At 63.9% G+C, this 21,621-nt stretch carries 23 protein-coding genes and 2 pseudogenes; 13 read left to right on the top strand and 12 right to left on the bottom strand.

The window, feature by feature from the left end; translation table 11 throughout:
- Positions 1-123: 123 nt before the first annotated feature.
- The 3 genes and pseudogenes from ACWEKS_RS41690 to ACWEKS_RS41680 all read right to left on the bottom strand — a co-directional run bounded on the left by ACWEKS_RS41690 (position 124) and on the right by ACWEKS_RS41680 (position 2,268).
- Complete coding sequence (locus tag ACWEKS_RS41690; RefSeq protein WP_452345233.1) at positions 124-474, bottom strand: DUF732 domain-containing protein; 351 nt, start codon at positions 472-474, stop codon at positions 124-126.
- 419 nt (positions 475-893) lie between these two features.
- Positions 894-1,409 (bottom strand): annotated as a pseudogene (locus tag ACWEKS_RS41685) (IS30 family transposase); the annotation flags it as partial.
- Positions 1,410-1,524: 115 nt separating this feature from the next.
- Positions 1,525-2,268 carry a group II intron maturase-specific domain-containing protein gene (locus tag ACWEKS_RS41680; protein WP_452345236.1) on the bottom strand — a complete coding sequence of 248 codons (744 nt, stop codon included), beginning with the start codon at positions 2,266-2,268 and terminating at the stop codon, positions 1,525-1,527.
- Positions 2,269-2,426: 158 nt separating this feature from the next.
- Here ACWEKS_RS41680 and ACWEKS_RS41675 point away from each other — a divergent pair, with 158 nt between their 5' ends.
- A complete protein-coding gene (locus tag ACWEKS_RS41675; RefSeq protein WP_452345232.1) occupies positions 2,427-2,633 on the top strand; it encodes a hypothetical protein in 207 nt (68 codons plus the stop codon).
- Between the two features lie 22 nt (positions 2,634-2,655).
- Here the strand turns inward: ACWEKS_RS41675 and ACWEKS_RS41670 are convergent, their stop codons facing one another.
- Entirely contained in the window at positions 2,656-3,471 is an 816-nt protein-coding gene (locus ACWEKS_RS41670; protein ID WP_452345231.1) for a reverse transcriptase domain-containing protein, read from the bottom strand.
- 600 nt (positions 3,472-4,071) lie between these two features.
- A pseudogene (locus tag ACWEKS_RS41665) lies at positions 4,072-4,959 on the bottom strand (transposase); the annotation flags it as partial.
- Here ACWEKS_RS41665 and ACWEKS_RS41660 point away from each other — a divergent pair.
- Entirely contained in the window at positions 4,902-5,336 is a 435-nt protein-coding gene (locus ACWEKS_RS41660) for a hypothetical protein (protein ID WP_452345237.1), read from the top strand. The pseudogene ACWEKS_RS41665 and the gene ACWEKS_RS41660 sit on opposite strands and share 58 nt — an antisense overlap.
- A 349-nt stretch (positions 5,337-5,685) precedes the next feature.
- Here ACWEKS_RS41660 and ACWEKS_RS41655 read toward each other — a convergent pair whose 3' ends face one another.
- The 3 genes from ACWEKS_RS41655 to ACWEKS_RS41645 form a co-directional block, all read right to left on the bottom strand.
- On the bottom strand, positions 5,686-5,895 hold the full coding sequence (locus ACWEKS_RS41655) for a hypothetical protein (protein ID WP_452345230.1): 210 nt from the start codon (positions 5,893-5,895) through the stop codon (positions 5,686-5,688).
- A 601-nt stretch (positions 5,896-6,496) separates the two neighbouring features.
- Positions 6,497-9,241: a tetratricopeptide repeat protein gene (locus ACWEKS_RS41650; RefSeq protein WP_452345229.1), complete on the bottom strand. Its 2,745-nt coding sequence runs from the start codon at positions 9,239-9,241 to the stop codon at positions 6,497-6,499.
- 12 nt (positions 9,242-9,253) lie between these two features.
- A complete protein-coding gene (locus tag ACWEKS_RS41645; RefSeq protein ID WP_452345228.1) occupies positions 9,254-9,667 on the bottom strand; it encodes a hypothetical protein in 414 nt (137 codons plus the stop codon).
- A 108-nt stretch (positions 9,668-9,775) separates the two neighbouring features.
- Between ACWEKS_RS41645 and ACWEKS_RS41640 the strand changes: the two genes are divergently transcribed.
- The 7 genes from ACWEKS_RS41640 (at position 9,776) to ACWEKS_RS41610 (ending at position 13,248) form a co-directional block, all read left to right on the top strand.
- Positions 9,776-10,723 (top strand): hypothetical protein, encoded by a 948-nt coding sequence (locus ACWEKS_RS41640; protein WP_452345227.1) that lies wholly within the window; start codon positions 9,776-9,778, stop codon positions 10,721-10,723.
- Entirely contained in the window at positions 10,680-10,898 is a 219-nt protein-coding gene (locus ACWEKS_RS41635) for a hypothetical protein (RefSeq protein ID WP_452345226.1), read from the top strand. The genes ACWEKS_RS41640 and ACWEKS_RS41635 overlap by 44 nt, the downstream gene beginning before the upstream one ends.
- On the top strand, positions 10,895-11,359 hold the full coding sequence (locus ACWEKS_RS41630; RefSeq protein WP_452345225.1) for a hypothetical protein: 465 nt from the start codon (positions 10,895-10,897) through the stop codon (positions 11,357-11,359). Before ACWEKS_RS41635 ends, ACWEKS_RS41630 begins: the two co-directional genes overlap by 4 nt.
- Positions 11,356-11,586, top strand: a complete 231-nt coding sequence (locus ACWEKS_RS41625; protein ID WP_452345224.1) for a hypothetical protein — start codon at positions 11,356-11,358, stop codon at positions 11,584-11,586. The genes ACWEKS_RS41630 and ACWEKS_RS41625 overlap by 4 nt, the downstream gene beginning before the upstream one ends.
- The gene (locus tag ACWEKS_RS41620; protein ID WP_452345223.1) at positions 11,583-11,966 is read left to right on the top strand and encodes a DUF6221 family protein; all 384 of its coding nucleotides are present in this window, start codon (positions 11,583-11,585) and stop codon (positions 11,964-11,966) included. Before ACWEKS_RS41625 ends, ACWEKS_RS41620 begins: the two co-directional genes overlap by 4 nt.
- Before the next feature lie 271 nt (positions 11,967-12,237).
- Positions 12,238-12,978, top strand: coding sequence for a hypothetical protein (locus ACWEKS_RS41615; RefSeq protein ID WP_452345222.1), 741 nt, complete (start codon positions 12,238-12,240; stop codon positions 12,976-12,978).
- A 63-nt stretch (positions 12,979-13,041) separates the two neighbouring features.
- Positions 13,042-13,248, top strand: coding sequence for a hypothetical protein (locus ACWEKS_RS41610; RefSeq protein ID WP_452345221.1), 207 nt, complete (start codon positions 13,042-13,044; stop codon positions 13,246-13,248).
- A gap of 167 nt (positions 13,249-13,415) precedes the next feature.
- Here the strand turns inward: ACWEKS_RS41610 and ACWEKS_RS41605 are convergent, their stop codons facing one another.
- The gene (locus ACWEKS_RS41605; RefSeq protein ID WP_452345220.1) at positions 13,416-13,718 is read right to left on the bottom strand and encodes a DUF6907 domain-containing protein; all 303 of its coding nucleotides are present in this window, start codon (positions 13,716-13,718) and stop codon (positions 13,416-13,418) included.
- A 372-nt stretch (positions 13,719-14,090) separates the two neighbouring features.
- On the opposite strand from ACWEKS_RS41605, the gene ACWEKS_RS41600 reads away from it, so the two are divergent.
- A complete protein-coding gene (locus ACWEKS_RS41600; RefSeq protein WP_452345219.1) occupies positions 14,091-15,212 on the top strand; it encodes a hypothetical protein in 1,122 nt (373 codons plus the stop codon).
- A 1,146-nt stretch (positions 15,213-16,358) separates the two neighbouring features.
- Here ACWEKS_RS41600 and ACWEKS_RS41595 read toward each other — a convergent pair.
- A complete protein-coding gene (locus tag ACWEKS_RS41595) occupies positions 16,359-17,318 on the bottom strand; it encodes a restriction endonuclease (protein WP_452345218.1) in 960 nt (319 codons plus the stop codon).
- Positions 17,319-17,652: 334 nt separating this feature from the next.
- A complete protein-coding gene (locus tag ACWEKS_RS41590) occupies positions 17,653-18,180 on the bottom strand; it encodes a hypothetical protein (RefSeq protein WP_452345217.1) in 528 nt (175 codons plus the stop codon).
- 27 nt (positions 18,181-18,207) lie between these two features.
- On the opposite strand from ACWEKS_RS41590, the gene ACWEKS_RS41585 reads away from it, so the two are divergent.
- Together ACWEKS_RS41585 and ACWEKS_RS41580 are read left to right on the top strand one after the other, a co-directional pair.
- On the top strand, positions 18,208-18,609 hold the full coding sequence (locus ACWEKS_RS41585; RefSeq protein WP_452345216.1) for a hypothetical protein: 402 nt from the start codon (positions 18,208-18,210) through the stop codon (positions 18,607-18,609).
- A 280-nt stretch (positions 18,610-18,889) separates the two neighbouring features.
- Positions 18,890-19,138, top strand: coding sequence for a hypothetical protein (locus tag ACWEKS_RS41580; protein WP_452345215.1), 249 nt, complete (start codon positions 18,890-18,892; stop codon positions 19,136-19,138).
- 432 nt (positions 19,139-19,570) lie between these two features.
- Here the strand turns inward: ACWEKS_RS41580 and ACWEKS_RS41575 are convergent, their stop codons facing one another.
- Positions 19,571-20,464, bottom strand: a complete 894-nt coding sequence (locus tag ACWEKS_RS41575) for a hypothetical protein (RefSeq protein ID WP_452345214.1) — start codon at positions 20,462-20,464, stop codon at positions 19,571-19,573.
- Between the two features lie 167 nt (positions 20,465-20,631).
- Between ACWEKS_RS41575 and ACWEKS_RS41570 the strand changes: the two genes are divergently transcribed.
- Positions 20,632-21,615 carry a hypothetical protein gene (locus ACWEKS_RS41570; RefSeq protein ID WP_452345213.1) on the top strand — a complete coding sequence of 328 codons (984 nt, stop codon included), beginning with the start codon at positions 20,632-20,634 and terminating at the stop codon, positions 21,613-21,615.
- Positions 21,616-21,621 lie beyond the last annotated feature (6 nt).

Below are 21,621 nucleotides of genomic sequence, written 5' to 3'. Positions count from 1 at the left end.
CCCGCTCTACCAGGGGCTTCGCCATCCCGTCGCGCGACACGCCACACCAAATATCCACTGCCACAACAGCATCCATCACAGATGAAAAGGGCTCACGGTTCCGGGGGCGGCAGTCACGAGCAGCTACGAATATTCCGGGCACAACTCGGTCGTAGCGATCGCAACCCACATCGCGGCATCTTCCTCCGAATACGTCTTCGACAGCACGATGACTTCGCCGGCCGTCGTCAGCCCGCGATCGAGGCCCTGGCACACTCCCCAGCCGAGGCCGATGGACTCTGACCGCAGGTGCGCAGTCGGATTGGCGGGGATCAGGCCCATGCGGATGATGCCGTCGATAAACGCCTGTTCCCGCTCCGCCCGTGTCGGTGTGTCCTGATCAGCGTGTGCGCTGCCAGCGGCGGCAACGGCCACGGCGATCGTTGCTGCCGCGAGCGCGGAGGCAGGTAGAAAACGGCCATTTCGCAAACCCATGGAGAACCCCTCTTGTGAGAAAAACGAGCACAGAGTACCGCCGTAATCACCTGCGTAATAGGGGGATTCGAACTCCTAATTGCGTACGGCACGGATTGTCAGAAAGTTACGCAGCGGTAGCTCCTGATGCACGACCCACAGTAGTCGTAACGTGAATTCCGTGCGCTTCACTTACGTGGCAACGCTTCTCGTCTCAGCGCTGTTCACCGGCGCCTGCGGAACGCAGCTCGTACGCACCCGTCATGCCCGCACGCACGCCATGACACTGGCCCCCGCGAAGTGGATGACACCTGTGTCCATGGGCTGTGATCTGGTCACCAGGGACGAGGCGGCGAAGATCTTCGGCGTCACCTGGGATGACGTTGATCCGATCGACGCTGGTATCTCTGAGCACAGAGACGGCGGTTTGATGGGCGGATTCAAGCGGTCCTCGCAACGCCATTGTGTGGGCGCGAGTATAGCCGTTCGTGGAAGGCTTCTGCGGGCGTCTTCCAGTCGAGCACTTTTCTCGGTCGGGTGTTGAGGGTGTGTGCGATCGCATCGACTTCGCTTGCGCCCCAACGTGATAGGTCGGTACCTTTGGGAAAATACTGTCGCAGAAGACCGTTGGTGTTCTCGTTCGTGCCGCGCTGCCAAGGGCTCTTCGGGTCAGCGAAGTAGACCTTCACGCCCGTCTCGGCGGTGAAACGAGCGTGATCGGACAGCTCTTTCCCGCGGTCCCAGGTCAGCGACCGCTGCAACGACACCGGGAGGTTGCGCAGCGTGCTGGCCAGGGCGTTGGTCATGGTGATCGCGCCGTAGCCGGCTAGCGCGGGCCCGTTCTTCGTGCGCGCGACGGTCCCGTAGCCCTTCTCCCGAGGCAGGTGGATCAGCAGCGTGAACCGCGTCGTCCGTTCCACGAGCTCCCCGATCGCCGAACGGTTGAGCCCGATGATGTAGGGGTCGGACCGGGGCGCGGTGCCGGGATTGCTCCCGGTCCGTTTCCCCGGCCCGCCCTCCGCACCGGACGTGCGACTCTCATCGCATCCGGCGCTCCACGGATCGCCACTGCTATGCGGGAACCGCAGTTCCCGCGAGGCTGGACCATGGTGTGGGGATGTTGTTCGCCCGCCACCGATACCGGGTAACGGCAACGGTTGCGGTGTCGAACATGACGATCCCGCCTGCCTCGGGCCGGTTGCCTGGCCTGCCGGTCAGAAACCGCCGATAGAGCTCCGCCCACGTGATTCGCTTGTGCCGCTTGAGCAACCATTGGGTGACCCGATGCCAGGCAAAGGAATCGAGATATCCGAAGGTCGCCTTCGAGACACCGTGACGGAAATACGCACACCATCCTCGGAGCACCGGGTTGAGGCGTCCAAGGAGATCAGCGAGGCCGTGATGACGTGCCTTCTTGGTCAGCGCCCGCACCTTCGCCGTGATAGAAAGCAGCGCCTTCTTCGACGGATAGGTGTAGACACTCATCGTGTCGGTTCCCTTCTTCCGGCGTCGCTGGATGCGAAACCCAAGGAAATCGAACCCCTCATCGAGGTGGCAGACCCGGGACTTCTCGACGGACAACCGAAGGCCCAACGGGGCGATCACGTCCGCGACCTCGTCCCATAATGCGTCCGCGTGCGCTTTGGTTCCGGCCACCATAATCACGAAAACGTCCGCGTAGCGGACGATTCGATAGGTGGCCCCGCCGCGTTTGCGGTGCGCCTCCCGCTGGTAGGGAGTTGTGTGGGCGTCCCATTTCGCGCAGAAATGCGCGTCCAGCACCGTGAGAGCGATGTTGGCCAGAAGTGGGGACAGAATCCCGCCTTATGAACAGCGCTGGGTTATGCGCAGCGGCGGACCGTAAGGCCTGGTCGCGGTGGTGCTGGGGGCGAATCACTACCCATAACCTGGGGACTCTCGGCCCTGGCCGGCGCCGACCTCAGCCCACACGCCCTGCGTCACACAGTAAAGCCATGCACCTCTACGAAGCCGGCGTCCCGTTGCCCTACATCCGCGACATCCTCGGACACGTCGACCTGTACACCACCGAGATCTACGCCCGCGCCTCCACCGAGGCCAAACGCAAAGCCCTCGAAGCCGTCTACACCGACATCGTCACCGACGATCTACCCGAATGGAACCACGACACCGAACTGTTGAACGGGCTCACCGGCCTGTGATCCCCGACCCCCGGCAGAAGGGTTATGCGCAGTGATTCAACCCCGGCATCGCCGTCACCAGGCCCAGCGGGCCACCACTGCGCATAACCCGGCACTGTTCATAAGGGGGCTTATGTTCAGCTGAACATAAGCCGCCCTGTGGCGTGCCGGTGTCGGAGTTCCTGATCGTCCCGTCGCCGGACATGATGCCCGCCTTCAGGAACGCCTTGATCAGGGCCAGGACTCGCTTATCGGCGATTCGCGTGCGGACCCGTTCCATGATCGCGGAATGGGCCAGCTCGTCGAAACATGCCGCGATGTCAGCCTCGAAAACCCAGTGGTAGCGCCGGGTCCCGAGGGCATGAATCTCAGCGATGGCGTCCTGAGCGCGCCGCCTCGGACGGAAACCGAAGGAAACCGGTTTGAAATCCGCCTCGAAGATCGGCTCCAACACCAGCAACAACGACGCTTGCACCGTCCGGTCCATCGCTGTAGGGATGCCGAGACGTCTGAGCTTGCTGCTCCCCGGCTTGGGAATGAGCCTCTCCCGCACCGGAAGTGGAGCAAAGGTCCGAGTCTTCACCCGCTCTCGGACCTGGCCCAGGAACGCCACGATCTCAGCGTCGCCGACGATGGACGCCGGAGCGAGCCGGTCTACGCCGGCTGAACGCGCGCCCTTGTTGCCTTGCACCCGGTCCCACGCGACGGTGAGGAAGTCCGGGTGATAGACGAGGTTGAACACGTCATCGAACAGGCGGCCGGAATTTCCGACCGCCCAGTGGTGCAGCTTGCGTTGCATCTGTCGTACCCGCCATGCCGCCCGATCTGGATCGGGCCATGACAGCTCACCGGTATTCACCAGCGACTCCTCCTCTACTCGCGTACTGCGTCAAATCCGCTGGGGCCCTTCGCCATGTACGAGGCTTTCCCCCGCTCGGACTACTACGACCCCTCCGCCCCACCACGCGGCCATCGACTGACGACGCGTCAACCCGGATCATCGCCGCCTGGCTGGCGGCGGCGACCGGGAGCCGCACGGCGGTTCCCACTGCAAACCGATCGAGGAGGGAGGTGCCCAGCTATGCCCCTGCGATATCGCCACGGCTACGCCGCAGGCATTCACCGTGGCCTCCGGAACCGGCGACCTAAACCGATCCCGGAGTTCCCAACGCCCTCGAAAGGTGTTGGTGCGCATCGCAGACCAGCCCGAATCCACCGGTTTAGAGCTGGCGGGAGACTTGAGAGGCGTTAGAACACTGGTTCCTCGCGTACACCTTCTCCTCTTGCTTGCCGGACCCGAACCATCCGGCAGTACTGGCCCGTCCCGTCGTTGTCGGGGCTGCTTGCCACCCTCACCGGCGTCTCCCGGCTCGGGCTGCCCCCAGCTTCGTTATGCTGCTGCGACAGCACAACGGCGCAGGTCTCTCACCTCCGCTCGGTTCAACAGCGCCTCGTGGCGCACCAGATCGCCTTCCCAGTGCCCGGCGACCGCTCGGTCGGCGACCTCGGCGGGACGCTGCTTGATCAGTGTTTCTTCGGTGACGTGCGCCCATGCCTTCTGCCTGCTGCGGGCGCGGGGAACCCACAAAGCGCGACCCTTGCGCAGGCAGCCGACGAGCTCACGCTCAAGGCCACCCCGGGACTCGACATACAGCGCCTGGTAGATCGCCTCGTGGCTGATGCGCATCGACTCGTCGTCGGGGAACTCCACCTTCAACCGGCGCGATATCTGCTCCGGGCTCCATGCCGAAACCCACGCACGATCACCGCGGTGAGGTTTGTTACGGCCCTTCCACTCCGGGGCCTCCGGCCCCTCGACGACAGTGCCGTAGGCGTCGCGGACGGCACCGTTGAGCCGGTCCTGGACATACCTGCGGAGCCGGTCGTTGGTGACCAGCTTCGCGACCTTCGGGCGTCTGGCGCGCCGCTCGGCATGCCACTGCGCGACCGTCGCCTTGTAGTCGAGGCGATAGGTCCGTGTCGAGGCGTTACGCCGCAGCTCCCGCGAGATCGTCGACGGATTGCGACCCAGCCGACGGGCGATCTCACGCACGCAAGCACCCTGCGCGCGCCACAACGCGATGCCTTCACGCTCAGCCGAAGACAGATAACGACCCGAAACTGACTGCGGCAAACCAGGATTCACGCCACCAGCATGCCGGAACCACCGGAACCCGACCGGCGCCGACACCCCCGCCTCGGCGGCAGCGTCCTCGGTCATCGCCCCGCGCGCGATCGCCGCCCAGAACCTCACCCGATCCTCACGCCAGGCCACCGTCGGTCGCCCGGGTGACGGCATCTGGCCCCGATACTCGCGAGCATCCTTCCACCGTTGAACCGCTCCCATACAACACCTCCAAGATCGAGGTGTTGCGACAACCAGTTGATTTCGCCATGTGTTCTTGGTCCGAATTCCGTACCCCCGTCAAACACATGGTAAATGGAACGCTGACCGGCGCAGGCGGATTCCCCGATGACCGGGACGCGCGAGCGGAATACGCGAAGTGGAGCAGCGAAGACGCGAACAACAACCTGCAGCCAGTCCCGAAGCTCGGCGATGCCGCCTTCTGCGAAATGACTCCCGGAGGCGGACGCTCGGGGGCTGTGCTGGTCATCCTCGCTGGGCAGCGCACCCTGAACCTGATCCCCTACGAGGCCGCCGACGACTCGTGCGAGACGCTCGTGAAATTCGCGGCCCTCGCCCTCTCCAAGATGGACCGCTGAGACTGGACCCGCATCGTGGATTCGACGCCAGGTTGCTCACGATGCTCGATGCCGATCGGGAGAGGTTCGTGCTCAAACCGGCGAATCGTCTCTGTGGTGAAGGTGTCGTCATCGGGGCGGCGGCCAGTCTGGTTGGCACGTCGCACTGTTGGCGGCCGCCGCGGCCGGTAGCTATGTCGCGCAGAGGTACTGCCCGCTGCCCGCCCTCGCCGGTCATCCTCACCTCGCGGTCGGGCTGGATGCGTTCCTGCTCAACGGGGCTTTCGTCGGTTACACCGCCCGATGCTCGGAGAGCGCGATCCTCAACGTTTCGGCGGGTGTGTCGTGTGACACGCCGTTGTCGTTGTCCTCACGCGGCACGATCTCGATGGAAGGCGGTGCCACCGCGCCCCATCACAAAGTCCGCGATCCGCAACCCCAAGACTTCCCCGAGCCGGCAACCAGTTTCAGCGACCACGGCGAACACAAACCGGTCGCGCATATTGCCCACCCACTCCCCGGTATCCGGATCCGGCACCGCACAGCCGTCGAGGACCACTTGAATATCGTTCGGCAGCAACAGCGGAGGACGATCCTGTCGGCTCCGACTTACCCGCACCAGCGACGACGGTCGCGGAGCCACCCGCGCCAACAGGTGCGCCAGCAGTCCCCGCGCGGGCTTGCGCCGTGGTGCACCACGCAGCAGCCGACCGGCCACCGGCACCGCGGTGACAGCTTCCTGCCACCGATAGAACGAGACAACGCCGCCGACCTGGCCTCAAGCGTGCGTGGCGACGGCTCGGTGTCGGCGGTGACGAGGCTATGTTCGACCGTGCGGCCGTTACGAAGCCACGACACGAATCCGAGCACTGTCGAGACCTCGGCACCGTCCCATCGGTCGGCCTCACCGCCTAGCTCGAGGAAGCTCCACCAGTGCGCCAGCGCGGTGGCATATCCGCGCACCGTGTTGGGCGACCACACCGTGCGATGCGCCTCGAGCCAGCCCTCGATCGGCGCGACCGTGCGGTGCGAACAATCGATCACTGTCCATGTGCGCCTCCCGGACGAGGGCCGCACCGCCAGGGCATACGCCATCCAATTCCCGCCTCGAAAAGCCATGGGGTAGACCCCGATCGGAGCACGCCGTAATCCCTGACCGGCGAACGTGACAGCGGATTCTCCTATCCCGAATGCTGATCCACTGGCGAAGGTGATGTATTCGGGGAGTTCTTGCCGAGCTCTGTGTCTACCTCGACCGTCATTATGCTCAGATAGGCTGCCAGGGAGTCGGTTTCAGCGGCTCCCAGGCGTCGGCAGATCGCCACCGCTTCTCGCAGTTCGCAGAGCGCGGTTTCGCGATCACCTTGCTGGGCCCGGCCCCGAGCGAGCCCTTCCAGTCCGCGCGCTTGTTCGAGGAGGTTGTCGATCCTACGCGCGAGATGCAATGCATCGTTGTAGGTCGCGAATGCTTGGGGGAAGTCGTTGGATTCGGTCAACACTGCGGCCAGCCGGTTGAGGGTCTCGACCTCACCGGTGCGGTACCCGATCGTGCGGAAGATGGTCAGCGCCTGCTGCAGTGAATCTGCGGCTGCTGTGTGGTCTCCGGTCAGGCGTTGTGCCCAGCCGAGATTGCTGAGCGCTTCACCTTCGCCGATCCGATTGCCGATCTTCCGGTAAATCGCCAGCGCCTGCCGGATCGCGGCAATGGCGGTTGGATAATCTCCCGTGGGTATCCGGATTCGCCCGAAATTGTTGAGGGCTGATGCCTCACCGGACTGGTTGCCGAGTTTGCGGTAGATCGCCAGTGCCTGCTGTATCGCGTCGGCGGCGAAGCAATGATCACCGCGCAGATGCGTCAGCCAGGCCACGTTGCTCAGCAGAAATGCTTCCCCGGCTTGGTTGCCGAGGTCGCGGTAGAGCGCCAGTGCCGACCAGCACCGATCCGCGGCGAGCGACCAGTCACCGGTAAGGTAATGCAACCACCCCAGCAGGCTTGCGACAAAAGCTTCTCCGGACCGTCGACCGGCTGCACGGTATGTCGTTCGAGACCGCTCCAGCAACTCGACTACCGAGGAGCGGTCACCGGAGAGAAACCGCACCCACCCGAGGGAAAGCAGGGCGGCGGCGGTCCCGCTGCGGTTGCCGATTTCCTCATTGGTCCTCAAGGCGCGCTCGAGAGTGTCGATCGCGCTCGTATAGTCTCCGGTCAGGTGGAGCACCCAGCCCAAAGTGTTGTATACGGCGGCCTCGCCCGACCGATGACCGACGCTGAGACACAGCGACAACGCCTGTCGCAGTACATCGACCGCGGCCCAATAGTCGCCGGCCAGATACCGTGCCTGGGCCAGTGCCCGAAGAGCCGAGGATTTGGTGGCTAGGTCGACATCGCGGTGGGCGTGCAAAACATGCTGTAACGCCGTGCCTGCGGTGGCGTAGTCATCGGCCAGAAACCCCACCCCACCCTGGTCTTTGACGGCGAACGCCTCGGCGCAACTGTCGCTGATGGTGTGAGCTGCGACGGCCGAACGCTGCTGAAGTGCGACCACTTGCTGCCAACCACCGTGCAGGCGCAGCTCCCCGGTCAACGCAGTGGTGAGATCAATTGCGCGATGCAGCTGATTGTTCGACGCGGCAAACAGCAAGCAGGCCAACAGATTCGCGCGCTCCTTCCGCATCCACGTCGTGGAGGAGGCATAGGTGAACAGCGGCGGTTTTGCTGTTGGTAGCGGGCCGGATGTGGGTGGTGGTTGCGTCTCGTGGTGCGGGCGCACGGCGGTCAGCGCAGTGCGCTGGTAGTAGTCGGCGAGCCTGCCGAAAGCCATGGCGCGGCCGTGCGCGGGATCAACCTCGGCGAGGGTGCGGGCGTATTCGCGCAGGAGGTCGTGCAGCCTGAAGCGGCCCGGGGTGGTCTCGATCAGCAGATGATCGGTGTGGAGCGCGTCGAGTTCCCGGCGTGCGCTGGCGAGAGGGACATCGCTGAGAGCGGCGACGGCATAGGCATCGAAATCGGTTCCGGGGTGCACGCCGAGATGACGGAAGATCTGTTGCCGCTGCGGCGGCAACGCTCGATACGACATGGTGAACGCGACTCGCACAGCGCGGTCGCCCGCCTCGAGTTCAGCGAGCCGATCCTGCGCGGCCGCGAAGTCGGCGGCCAGCTCGGTCACCGTCCACGACGGGTGGTGCGCCATTCTGCCCGCCAGCAGCACGATCGCCAGCGGCAGGTACCCGCACAAACGAACGATCTCCTCCACCGCGGCCCTGTCGGTGTCGGTGCGATGGGCCAGGGTGGTGAACAGGTCAACGGCATCGCCACCGTCGAGCACGTCCAGCGGCAGGGGCACCGCGCCGTCGAGCGCGACCAGACGCCGCCGGCTGGTGATCACCGTCAAACAGCCATCCTCGGCAGGCAGCAAAGGTTCGACCTGCGCATGATCACGGGCATCGTCGAGGACCAGCAGCATCCGCTTCCCGCTCGACCGGTCCAGCCACAGATCGCGCCGCCCTGCCAGGGTCGCAGGCAAAAAGCCGGGATCGACACCGAGATCGGTGAGCAACGTCGCCAGAACATCCATCGGATCCACCGGATCCCGCCCTGGAGTGTGAGCATGAAGATCGACGACGAAACGACCATCCGGAAAACGGTCACTCAGCTCATGTGCCGCCCGGACGGCCAGCGCGGTCTTGCCGACGCCGGGCATACCGTCGATAGTGTGGATCGACACCACCCGCCCTGGCCCCGCCGCCGCCAGGATCCGCTCCAGTTCCAGGTCTCGGCCGATGAACGTGCCGACATCGCGACGCAACGCGGCGGTCACCACCGGACGTGGCGGGGCCTGATGCACCGTGGTCTGAGTGATGGCGCCGGTATTGTCGCCGGCGACGTTGACCTGCTGGGCGTGGTCGCGGGCGTGATAATCGGGCACAGAATCTTTCGTTCAGCTGGTGAGGTTGATGGTTCCAGTGTTGTCGCCGCGGATGTTGACCTGCCGGGCCTGATCGAACGCCTGAGCCACGAACACCTCCGCAGTACCGTCCTGTCGAGCCGCTGCAACCAAGCGTTCGACCTCGGCAGCGAACCGTGGATCCGCCGCGGCAGCCGCAGTGATCCGAGCGGCGACCGCCGACGTGTCCGCCACGGTCGGACTCGTCACCACTACGGCTGTGGTGCCGCCGGATTCGGGATCTTCGTGCAACTTCCCGGCCACGACCTCCCGTAGCCGCCTGACCGCGCTCCACGCGCTCTCCCCGGCGTCCTTGGCGAAACCCTCACCGAACTTCGCCGCCAGCAACGCCGCAGCAGCAATCCCCAACGACACCGGCTCCATATCCCCACCCTCCTGCTCGACCACCAGACCGCCCCATCGTACAAGCCCCAGACCTGCCCCGCCGTCCAGATCATTGCCGCAGCACCACTTTTCGTGCCCTGATACGAACCCAAGGGCAGGCTGAATGAGCGCATGCCAGTTCGTGACGTCCTCACCGACATCGACGCTTTGATCTCCGAACAGCTCGACGCCGGCGAACCCGAAACCGGCTACGACTACAACGACCCCACCTACCCGAAATGCCAGTGGCCAGGCTGCTGGGAAGGCTGGCACGGGCTCCCCATCACCACCCGCATGCGCGAAATGCGCTGGCACGCAACAATGCCCGCGGACTACAGGTACCGTGACGACGACTCCACGGTCATCTGCCCCGGCGGAGACTTCATCGGACCACCAGCACCTGCGAAGCCGTACGAATGGCAGAGACCCGAGCACTACCCAGACATCGGCTCGCTCCTGTATTCGGCCGTGTCCCTGTTCGGGGACTTCGCTGCGAGCTGGCGGACAGCGATGGCGCCGTTCCTCGAATGGCCTGCGATCCTTGGCTCCTGGGACGTACTCGATTCGTCCATACTGCACCGGCTCGTCCTGCCACCGAACCCGCTGCTACCGACCGAATGGCCGCACAGCGACGACACGCCCGCCGCACCCGACCCTGTCTTGGACCGGGCCATGCAAGAACATCCGCCGGCGCCGTCGCTGCTCGACCCGGACACCGAGTACGTCGACGGCTTGGTGTGGGTCGACCAGGGGAGTGGATTCGAATCGGTTGCGAGACAGGTTGACCGGACACCAACCTTCGCGCTTTCAGTGACTGCGCACCTCGACTCGGAATGCTGGCCGTTGCAAGCGTGGGGGCAGAGAAGTCAGCCTCCACGGTGGGGTTCCGGCACTCCTGTGCAGTGGGATGTCACGATCGGCGACCCCGTCGTGCCGACAACTCCGCCGCAGCGACAGGCCACGCTCGTCCCGACCTACCGATGCCAGCACCCCACCCGCATTGAGCAGCCGCGCCCGTGGGTACAGGAACGCACCTTTGATCGACGCGGCCGACGAAACAACCGAGGAACAAAACGATGACCGGCGCTGCGATGCAAGGGGCGCTCCTGTAGCGCGGGAAGATTGGGATGCGTTCATCGCGTTCCAGCAGCAGTGGCGGGAAGAAGCGCTGCAATCGGCGATCAAAGCAGAGGACGATAAGGAGCGGATTCGCCAGGCGCCATGGCTTTTCGGCTTGGGAGGACCAGCGACATGACCACAGAGTTCTTCGACGCACTCACCGCAGTACTGGCCGCCGATCTGCGAAGCGGCCTCGAATACGCCATCAAATCCGGGTCTGGCGATTGGGAACGGTTTGCGGCCGGCGTGGGCCGGATCATCAGTGTCACCGAATCGCTCGAACCGGAGTACGAGAAGCCGGCCGCACGTGCAGTCGAGATCGCCTACCTCGATCGCGCGGGCGGCGAGCGTTTCCACTACCTCTGCGATATCACCGTCGAGGAGTTGATGCGCGGCACGGGCGTTCGAGTGCCCGACCACAAGCTGGCATGGACACTGGCGGCCGAGGGGGATCCGGCCCAGCGGGCGCGGAAGCTGATCGACACCTGGCTCTCGGAGGAGAGTCCCAAGGACGATTGGCGGCAGCGGGCGGTGTGGAGGAACCTCCGCGAGATCCGCGCGGCTCTCGAAGCCGGCCAGGGTGGATCGGCAGCATGAGCGACTTCGCCGCCGAGTTCAAGGCAGCCGTGGACGCCGTGGCTCAGTTGATCGCAGAGAAGGACATCGCGGCCGAGCGGGCCCGCGCGCACGAGTGGATCGAGCGGGGGCGAAAATATGACGACATTCGTGACCTGATCCGCGTTTGTGCAGACACTCCCGAAGGGCATGCGGAGTTCTACGACGAATGCGCGCGGATCCTCTTCGGACAGGAGACGCCCGAGTGACCATCGAGGGGTTCATCGAGGCCCGCCTCAGCGAGCGGGAAGCAGCGGCGAACCAAGCGCTCGACCTCGAAATGTCCTTCTCGCCAGACGAGTTCGACCTCGACTACCAGTGGGTCCGATTCGTCCGCCGGCGGGTCCGATCCGTTCGGCGGCCCGGCGGCGATCGGGCGCACTCGTCCAACTTCGCGCCCGGCGCACCGAGCCCGCGCGAAGTGCTGCTCGAGTGCGTGGCGATGCGTGCACTGGTGCGCTCGACTCGCCGGCGTATCGAACATGGCTGGGGCTATCACGATAACGAGTACCTGATCGAGGCCGACCTCGCACCGCTGGCTGCCATCTGGTCCGAACACCCTGACTACCAACAGGAGTGGAAGTCGTGAGCAACGGTGAGGTCATCGTGAGAGAGTGGGAAGCCATGCGCTGCAGCGAGTTCATCGTGGGGGAACGGGTTGGACCCTCGGGCCCTCGGATTTCGGTTTGACGCTGCTCGTGTGGTGACCCTATTGGCACGATGTGTCATAGATAGCGGTGCGCGAATATCTAGCAACCGATGTCAAAGGTGTGCTTGAGTGCTAGTTCATGGGCATTTCTTTACGAAGACGTGGAACTGCACCATGACACAGACCTACGCGCGCTGAGGACGATCGACCGGTGAGCAGATTCTGGAACCTGATACAGACCTACCTCGATGACACCGGCGTCCGCGAGACCGAGTTCGCCCACCGCATGGGCAGCAGCCCCCAAACACTGAACTTGTGGAGAGAGCGCGGACTGATAGCTCTGCCCGAGCGTCGGCTACTCGAAGCCGTCGCCCACCTCACCCACATCCCATACCCAGATGTTCTAGATGCCGCTCTCACCGACATCGGCTATTCCAGTGTCATCGGAAAAGCCCAGTCCTCCAACATAATTGACATAACAGACCTGGTCGCACCGTCATTCAAGGCAGATGACACCGAGGTAGCCGCGCGACAGGCCGACGGATACAACGAGGAACTTCGCCCCACGCTGCAAGATCTACTCCGAATGGCCGCCGCCGATCGGGGTATGTCAGGCCGTGCACTGGGCGAGCTGGCCAGCACCCACGGATGGCGACTCAGCCACGCCACCGTGAACCAGATTGCGTCCGGCAGGTACAAGTCCCGCCCGTCCGACCAGACGATCCGCGCGATTGCTTGGCTCGCAGACGTCCCGGATCGAGTTGCGTACGAGGCGGCCGACCTGCCCGTGCCAAACGCAGCCTTCCGCGACGAACTGCCCGACAACGTCGATTCGCTCAGCCCGAAACGCCGGCGGATCGTCCTCGACTTGATCCGGAATCTGCTAGAGACGGAAGAACTCGAGCACTCCCGATTCGGTCAAACATCAGGGGACTATCAGCGCCGTGAATGAGATCGATACCCTGAGCGACCTGATCGACAACGGCCCGAGCATGACTGGGCTACCCTCTCGAAAATGAGCAGCAACCCAGACAACGACCTGCCAATGAGCGAGCTGTATCTACCTGATGGCCAACTGAACCCCGAATACACGCGAGGGGTTCCGCCCAGTGACGAAGACATTGCGATGATCCTCGAAGCACGCAACAATCCGCCCATGACCGCAGAAGAGATCGAGGAGTGGCTCCTCGGATTCCCGTGGGGCGACGAACGGAACTCGTAAAAGGTATTGCAGTCCAAGCCGTCCGCGTGTCGGATCCAGATTCGCGCCGAATCGGCGTACCGTAACGGCCGTCACATCAGGAATAAATGCCGATGTGCGTCTGGCAGAGCCGGTCCCGGAATTCCCCCTCCGCGACCGGCTCTCGTCATCTTCGGGGCGGCTGAAGGTTATCGTGCGCCCTGGAGCTGGTCGGCGGTGCGGTTGAGTAGGTGCGCCAGCGCGCGCATTTCCACGGCGGTCAGTTCAATACCGTTGCCGTCAATGTTGAGATCGGCCCACTCGTCGAAGAACCCCTCGGGAGTGTATGTGCCTTCGAGCTGGAGCCGCACCATCGCCGACACCTCCGCCAGATTCGTGCCCGAGATGGCCAGCTCCTCAGGGGCGCTGCGGTGCACTGGCTCCGCGTCGGGTTTTGTTTCGTCCAGGGTGATGTGTTCGGAACACCAGATTGGGCACTTGGTTTGACTCATGGGCTCTATCCTGCCCAACCCGGCCCGCGGCTGCCACCCACACAAAACAGTGGAACCCGCACGGCGGCAGGCCGTTTCGCGGCAGTGAGACGGCGTCGCCGCAAGCTGTGTGGGGCCAGCGAATAGCCAGCCGCGAACAGCGCGCGACCACATCCATCGAATGAATCTATGGGTTTGGCTTGACCTCGTCTCGAGAATAGCCACGTGACTGACCCCGCCGGCCGCGACATTCTCGATGCCATCGACGAACTCGTCGACGAACAGCTCGCCGGCTTCGACAACCGGTCGGGCTGGGACCACGACGTCAACCAAGACATGTGCCCGCACAAGTGGTGCCAAGAACCGTGGCACGGGCTGGCGATCACCGCGCGCATGCTGGAGATGCGGCGCCTGCATCGCTCGACGGTCGCCTATTACGAGGACGAGCCGCGGGTCTCGGAGGAGACCGCGGCTGCGCTCGATGCCTACCGGTACGACGAAGACGACTCCGAAATCATCTGCCCCGGATCCACGTTCGAAGGCGAGTTCACACCAGTCACACCACCTCGCCCGCAGCCCATGGTGCGGATCTGGAGCAACGACGGCTGGGCACCAATCGGCTACGTCTCCGGCGGCGGGATCCAGTACACGCGAGCCGACGAAGCCCCTCTGGACCTCGCGCGGTGGACGCAGTCAGTGCGGAACCTCGAAATCACCTTCCGGCTGCTGACCGAGCCAAGCCAGAGCGCAACGGTCCACGGGATCCTCACTGGCGCAGCGACAGCTGTGCAATCTGGCCCGCACTGGTGGCGGTGCGACGACATCCGCGGGCACGGCGACATCCATCTCGAAACCGCCGAAGACGACCCTCTCGGAAGCTACAACCCGCCCTACATGATCACCACACCACGGCGCGACGTGCTGCGCGTCGGTCGTCAAGTGGTCGAACTGATGTCGCAGCGGGGCACCGGGATCCGTGCACGGCGTGATGTCGGCGACGACGGCCGGTACTGGATGGAAGTGCACTCCTACGAACGTCCTGCCGCTGACGGCTGGTACCTGCGGGACGAGGACGCGATCCTCACCCTCGACCAGCTGCGGCACCTCCGCAACTGGCGGCTCCAACGTTCGTGCCCACGCCTTGCCATGGGCCCAGATCTGGACCGCGTCCACGTCAACGAATTCCGGCGCGAGGTTCAACGGCGCTTCCCTGGCGTCCACATCCGCGACCTTGCATCCACTGAGATCGAACGCGACCACCAGCACGACACCGTGACAGTCGAACTGCGTTGGCTGCCACCGGATTCACGCACCGGCGAATGCCGCGGCGGACCAAACAACGGACGCACCCACTACCTTCACCGGGCAGGCTCCCAGGTCGATCGCATAGCCGGATGGGCTCCGCGCCCGATTCTGTTCGCGCGCGGCGATGACATTGCGACGACTGCTCCAGTCGACCACGTCACCTACGTCCGCTCCGGCCTCAACACCGTCACCGGCAACTGGGTGTACTGACCCGCAGGTGAGGCTCGAACGAGCCGAGCAGCCTGATCCCCGCCGCCCTAAACCCTCGACAGGAGAAGACCTCTCATGCTCCAAATCACCCCTCTGCCGCGCGACACTCGTCCCGACCCTTACGATACCCGTTGGGCGCGCGCCATCCTCCTCGGCCTCCAGTCGAAACCGATCTACGCCGGCGCCGTCCCCGACGACGAGATCACGCGTCGGCGAGTGAAGAACCGCGCTGCCCGCAAAGCATCCCGCCGCGGCCGGTAGGAGTGCTCGCTTCTTGAGCTTCACATTCGAACTGCATTCAGGAGTACAGGCATGACCCGCATCACCAAGCCCATGGCCCTGGCCGCCACCGCCCTCGCGAGCGCCGCCGTCTTGGCCGGGTGCTCGTCCAGCGCCGACGCAGCCTCGGAGAACATCTCCAATGCTGCGCGGCCGTACGGGCGAACCCGTGCTTCCACAGATCGTCACCGACTTCCGCAGCCCAATCTGGTGGAGATCAACGAGGCGTTCGCGGCGGGACTGCTCGCACGACCGCAGGCAACAACAGGTCCTGGCTGCTGCTCTCAGCAGAGGTCACGCTCAACTCCGTTCCGCCCGCGAACGGGCCGACAGCAGGAACAAACCATGGAACAGCACCGACCAGCAACAGCATCCGTGGCGCTGAAACGCTCAGACAGATTCTATATGCGGTGTGTGACAAGTTGATTCAACACAATATGTTGTGCCTGGTCGAGTGAGTTTCGGTTCATCGCCACAGCCCCGATACACGACAGCAACCACGGCACCATGCGTACTGATCACCCAAACCGCACTGAAAGACGGCAGACCGCAGCGCAATTGCGCGCGACGGACACGGTGTTGTCTACGGCCTACCGCCGTAAAGCCCCGCACCCCAGGACGATCCGCCGATACCGTCGAGCCGTGCGGATTCCTGACTACGCCATCGGGCCGGGAGAACCGAGCCCGGCCGAGATCGACGACGCCGAGGTAGTCACGGGGATCATCGCTGGCGAACCGGTGCTGATGCTGCTCGTCCGTTTTCGGGTCGCCAAGATCGCCGCGGACGCCACATCCGCACCCGGTGCGAGGCAGGGGATTCGGTTCTCAGCGATGAGTGCCCGGCACGGTCCACCGAGTGGTTGTGCGCTAAGGCTCGTCTGGTTGGCCTCCGACTGCAGGGCTTTGAGTGCTCTTGCGGAAGTGCCACCGTGTACACGCGGCACACACCGCACTGAGCGCTACCGCGACCGCAGCGCCGACCAGCCGATCCGCGACTGACTGAACGCTGCTAGCGAAGGGAACAACGACCGCGCCGAGTGCGAACAGCAGCGTCAGAAGCCCGTAGACCAGTGTCATGAGAACGGCGTCGCGCTGGCTTACTAACTCAGGGTCGGTGTCACGGCTCGGTCGTGGGCGATTGAGCCAGTAGTTCGCATCGTTCATGAATTGTCGGGTCTTCGATAGTTCCACCGTCGGCTGCCTCGGGTGTAGTTGCACCTGGACGTCGCCGGCGATCGTGCGGGTTACCGTGAACTCGGCTCGGCAGCGACCACATCTGCGCCGCCCGTAGCCATTAATGTTGTTCCGGACCGTGCATGCCGGGCAGCGGATTTCGGCAACTGTTGGTGCCGTTCCGGCGGGATCGTCATCGGTCGTGGCGGCCCGGGAAGCCTTCTCTTGTGCATGACGCGCCTGGGCTGATCTGGCTGCTTCTCGCTCCTGTGCGGCGTGTGCTCTGTTCCTGGCATTGACCGTGATTCGTTTGGCGGTGTCGTTTATCGGGGTCACACGCCCGGTCGGGTCGTAGGTGAACAGGGCCATGTAGACGCTGTCGGCGTACTGCACAGAGTGCCGGCTGAAGGCAGAGGCGGCGAAGAAGAACATCTGGGTATCGAAGTTGTTGGCTCGTGCCCCGAAAAGTCGCTGGACCTCGGGGCGGCTGACCTGACCGGTGCGCCATTTGACCTGCGCGATTGCGCCTTTCGCGCGAACGTCGATTCCTCCGTCCGCTCCGGGGTCGGTGACCGCGGCATCGGGATAGCCCAGTAACCGCATTTGTACTGCCGCGTTCGCCTCCGCCGCGGCAGCGTTGTCGATGTACTTCACGTGCCTTCCCTCGCTCGAACGCCCCTGCACCGGTTGGCTCCGCGCCAGTGACAGCACAGCACTCATCGGGTCGTTCGATGGTAGTAGACAGCTGTCATCACCTGAGCGGTTGCTGTCGGGCTCGGTGACCAGCGAGATGTGCCCCGGCAGTAGCGATGTTGTTGTCCGGTACCGTGCTGGTGGGCTCGAACCCCGATGCCGGTGCCGTCGTTCTGGCCTTCGAGGCAGGCAGTTGTTGAGCATGTGCACCGATGGTCGAGTTGAACGGGCGCCGTCTCCCGGTCACCTGATCGCGCCCGCGCCTTTGACACTGGCGCGATGGGTGGACTCGGCCTCAGCCTCTGCGGCCGCCCCAGAACGCATCCATGTGCTCGCAAGTCCGGTCGGTGTCGGCGTAAGACTCGCCGGTGCGTTCGGCGACCAACAGCCAGAAGCTCTTCGCGCCGAGCTGGTGCAGGCTGGTGCGCCAGGTGTAGCCCGGCACCTGCTCGCGGATCTCTGCCAGCGCACCGGTCGCGATCCCGCGGCCCCAGAAGTTCTTCTGCACATCGAGATTGCCGATGAACCCGCGTCGGCATTCATGGCAGATCAGATAGGACACCTTCCCGATCGGGAAGCTCGGTTGCTGCTCGTGCCAGAACGTGATCGAGCGGTACGCGGCCGCGGCCCCCTCGGCCACCGGCGGCCCGTAGTAGTCGAAACGGACCGCCCGCCGTGTCCGGCGCCGCAGCTGGATCCGGCGCGGATCCAGCTGCCGCAACAGCGGATGGGCCGGGCGCGGCCACAGATACTCCGTGTAGTCGTACAAAGAACCAATGTCGTCATCAACGGGCACGCCGTCAGCCTCGGTGTGAGGATCCATCACCGGAGTCTCCCACCGCGCACCGACATGTTTGCCGAGCATCTGCGCCCCACATTGCCTGTGCTGGTGATGATTTGGAAGATCACCGGCGGTGGTTCTGGCTATGGATGGAGAATCGACCGACGGCCTGAGCCATTCATCTCGTCATCGAAGACAGGTCAGCGCCACAACAGAGAGCTCCGCAGAAAAAGCGAAAAATACGCAACCGGCGGCAATGCAACACCCAGGTTCGTGGAGGTTGTCGAGCTCGATGACGGCTGCAACACGACGATGATCATGTGCTACCCGAAGGTCCGTGCCGCGAACTCGCACGGGCCCGCCGCGGTTCGGTACAAGCTGACACCGCGGCTGCTCTCCGGCCCTCCTTACCGTTGGGCGCATGACCGACATCTCGCCCCTGGCTGCTTCCACGCGGGCCCGGTGCGGTGACGCGGTCGTGCGGGCAGGGCGCACCGTGCACGCGGTCAGCCTCGGCGAGTGGGTCGAAGGCGAAGTGCCCAGAGCTGTTGTGCCGCACCGGCGTCGCCGGATGGTCGCCCGCGGCGCTGGCACCAGCCCCCCGACTCCCGAACGCCCTTCGCGGCCGCGACGTGTTGCCGATTTTGGCCGTACAGGATCAAGGCGCGCCGATCCCAGACCACCACCCGAGAATTGCTGCAATGCAGCACTATCCAAGCCTGGCAGGGTAAAGGGCGGGGATACTCTCCTGATGACTAACAGGCGGAAGAACGTCAAGCTGACTGTCGAGGGTACCGATCTGCTGATCTCGATCTTCCCCGAAGACGGCGAGGTCCGAGTCACATCGAACGAGTACATCTTGAACTGTGGTGACGACGGCAAGCCACGGCATCGTCATACGCTGGTCGTCACCCGAGCCGACAAGAACCCGGATTGCGAGCATCAACTACGACGTCCTGACTTCCACGTCACCCTGGAGGGCGACATTCGAGCGGTCTAGATCGAGGGTTGCGCGGCCTTTCCGCTCCCGCAGCGCGGGCAGCGGCGTACACCTGGGCGCGGTGGTATCCGCGCGTGCTGATCGTCCTCTGCGGAGAGAATGGGGAAGCGATCGGGTCGGCTGTACGCACCGATCGTTGTCGCAGATCGCATGGCCGAGCTCCCAGTGCCCGCAGCTCGCATGGGCATGCCGGGACCGAGCCCATAAGCGCTTTGATGCCAGACCGGAGCTCTGACCTGCACTGCAACGCGTCCGCGGAAGCGCCTCCTCCCGATCTCGGCGAGGAGGCGCCGCAGCTTCAGCCTGAGATAGCATCCGCTACGCGAAAGGCCAGGACACCGCTGCCATTAGTTGGCTCAACGCCTACCTGGCCCGTTGTCGCAAGCCGACAGGAACATCGAATCTGCATGGCCCTCGATGTGCTGCGAGGGTTCAGCGCAGCACCGTTCGGGCGGCAAAAGCGGTTACCGTGCGAGTTGCGGGGTCCGGAGCGTTCTGCGCCGATACCGTCCGTGTCCAGGCTCGCATCGCGAGATCTTTGAATAATCGCGCGCTCGCGAACAGCATCACCAGTATCGCGGCGAGGATGAGGGCGACTACCAGTGCCGGAGCTCCAAGGCGAGTCAGCACACCCACATTCACTCCAGCTGACCCGAGAATCGCCAGCACTGGCACCGCCCAACTCCATGGCGCTCCCAGGCGCGATTCAGTGACCGATGCGCTGCTGACAAGCTCGCGCTCCCGCTGCTCCGACGCAGAAACCACCGGGACGCTCGCGCTTGCCTCCGCCGATGAAAGCCAGTGCACGGCAACCGATTCCGGGTCTTCGTGAGTGAGGAACTCGTATACGCTGACCGCGTTCCATACCCCATCAGCGGCCCACCGATTCAGCATCAACGCACGATCGAACGCCTCATCGGCACACTCGTCGCCGTGAGCACGCATCTGACCGGCATGGACAGCCAAAAACATTCCGGCAGTGCGGAGAATGTCCGCAATGGTGGCATCGGTTTGAGCCCAATCCGCGTCGATTATCGGTACGTCATGCTCAGTGACCCGGAGATCGAGCAAGAAGCCCTGCTCATGACCGAAGATCTCGGTCATGACCCTCCCCCACTTTTCGTAGAGAGAAGGACTCGCGTGTTCCGCATTCGACGGCTCGGCGAATATCACCATCACACCGTCGCCTGGAGGGCGGTCAAACTCCATCACGGCAGTGTTCAACGAGGCGAGCAACACAGGCTGTACCGCACGTTCGGCGATCTGCCTCACGCCTGCCGCGAGTTCAAGGGTCAAAGGACCGTATCTCGTTGAAAGCTGACTCATGAATGCATCCTCATCTCATTGAAAGCTGCTCCATGCAATGCAGTCTGCCCGCTGCGAGGCAGGCGTGGCCAGAGGCACTTTCGTTAAAGCGTGCGGAGATGAAGCCGGATACGTTAAAACCGTTGCGGCAGTTGACGAGACCGGATTGTGACCTGATACTTCGGCCTATGGTGCTCGACGAGTCTCTCGCTGGAAGCGGAGATACCCGGACCCCGGCGCAGATGTACGGCGCCGGCCCGTGGCTAGTGCTCCACGGTGCCGGTGACAAGGAGGTCGCCGAGGCGGCCCGTCGACAGTGTCGCGAGCGTCAGGTGGCTGTCTATCTACACGAGATCGGCAAAGTGCCCCCCGAGTTCGAACTGGACAAGTTCCCCGGGTTGGTTGTTGTGCTGCCCGCGGATACGAACGATGCCCAGTTCAAGCTAGCTGCGCCGATCCTTCGCCAGTACCGCATCAGAGGAGGCCGGCGCGGTTTGAAGTGGCTCAAGCAGAGCAACGGCCACTACTTGATGGCACGTGTCGCCCAGGTCGTGGCATCCGACCCGAACCAACTGACGGCCGCCTCGGCCACATCCATACACGGGGATGCGTGTTGGGTCCACTACCTCAACGAGAAGTCCACCTCAGAGGAGGTGGACTTCTTCGCTATATACGAGACGACAGATGCCGACCGGCCTGTTTCTCAGACTGGGTCTGAGATCGAGAAGGAGTTCAACAAGCTCGAGGCAAGAATCAAGTCCAATGGCATCCGGACCCGCGAGGAGGCCTGGAAGGTCAGGAGCATCATCGAGCGCTACCGCGACGAGGTATTCAACCAGCGCAGACCGAAGCCGAAGATGTATCGCCCTCTCAAGGCCATCGATGCCAACGTGCTGCAAATCATTCTCCAGCCAGGCGAGCGGTTGCCGATACCCAGCGGGGTGGCGACATCCTTTCAATCCAATACCGCCCGCGCGGTTCGTATGGTGAAGGAGGACATTCTCAAAGTCGTGCCGACGTTCGAGCGGCCCAATGATGATGACAACACGCGGGGCGCGGTCGACGCGTTCAGGGATCTATACATCGACCTGGTCACCTACACCGATTCGCCGGAGCCTCGCCGAACCGAATCGGAAGACGCTGAGTCGTCAGTCGACCCTAAGCGTGATTGAGGTTTA

Source organism: Nocardia sp. NPDC004711 (genome assembly GCF_053601595.1).
This window is presented reverse-complemented; position numbering and strand designations above follow the sequence as displayed.

What these genes read in the sequence shown, in the direction of transcription:
- ACWEKS_RS41690 (WP_452345233.1), bottom strand. Translation starts at nt 474, where the DNA reads ATGGGTTTGCGAAATGGCCGTTTTCTACCTGCCTCCGCGCTCGCGGCA.
- ACWEKS_RS41675 (WP_452345232.1), top strand. Translation starts at nt 2,427, where the DNA reads ATGCACCTCTACGAAGCCGGCGTCCCGTTGCCCTACATCCGCGACATC.
- ACWEKS_RS41640 (WP_452345227.1), top strand. Translation starts at nt 9,776, where the DNA reads ATGCCAGTTCGTGACGTCCTCACCGACATCGACGCTTTGATCTCCGAA.
- ACWEKS_RS41630 (WP_452345225.1), top strand. Translation starts at nt 10,895, where the DNA reads ATGACCACAGAGTTCTTCGACGCACTCACCGCAGTACTGGCCGCCGAT.
- ACWEKS_RS41625 (WP_452345224.1), top strand. Translation starts at nt 11,356, where the DNA reads ATGAGCGACTTCGCCGCCGAGTTCAAGGCAGCCGTGGACGCCGTGGCT.
- ACWEKS_RS41610 (WP_452345221.1), top strand. Translation starts at nt 13,042, where the DNA reads ATGAGCAGCAACCCAGACAACGACCTGCCAATGAGCGAGCTGTATCTA.
- ACWEKS_RS41605 (WP_452345220.1), bottom strand. Translation starts at nt 13,718, where the DNA reads ATGAGTCAAACCAAGTGCCCAATCTGGTGTTCCGAACACATCACCCTG.
- ACWEKS_RS41600 (WP_452345219.1), top strand. Translation starts at nt 14,091, where the DNA reads ATGCTGGAGATGCGGCGCCTGCATCGCTCGACGGTCGCCTATTACGAG.
- ACWEKS_RS41590 (WP_452345217.1), bottom strand. Translation starts at nt 18,180, where the DNA reads ATGGATCCTCACACCGAGGCTGACGGCGTGCCCGTTGATGACGACATT.
- ACWEKS_RS41585 (WP_452345216.1), top strand. Translation starts at nt 18,208, where the DNA reads ATGTTTGCCGAGCATCTGCGCCCCACATTGCCTGTGCTGGTGATGATT.
- ACWEKS_RS41580 (WP_452345215.1), top strand. Translation starts at nt 18,890, where the DNA reads ATGACTAACAGGCGGAAGAACGTCAAGCTGACTGTCGAGGGTACCGAT.
- ACWEKS_RS41575 (WP_452345214.1), bottom strand. Translation starts at nt 20,464, where the DNA reads ATGAGTCAGCTTTCAACGAGATACGGTCCTTTGACCCTTGAACTCGCG.
- ACWEKS_RS41570 (WP_452345213.1), top strand. Translation starts at nt 20,632, where the DNA reads ATGGTGCTCGACGAGTCTCTCGCTGGAAGCGGAGATACCCGGACCCCG.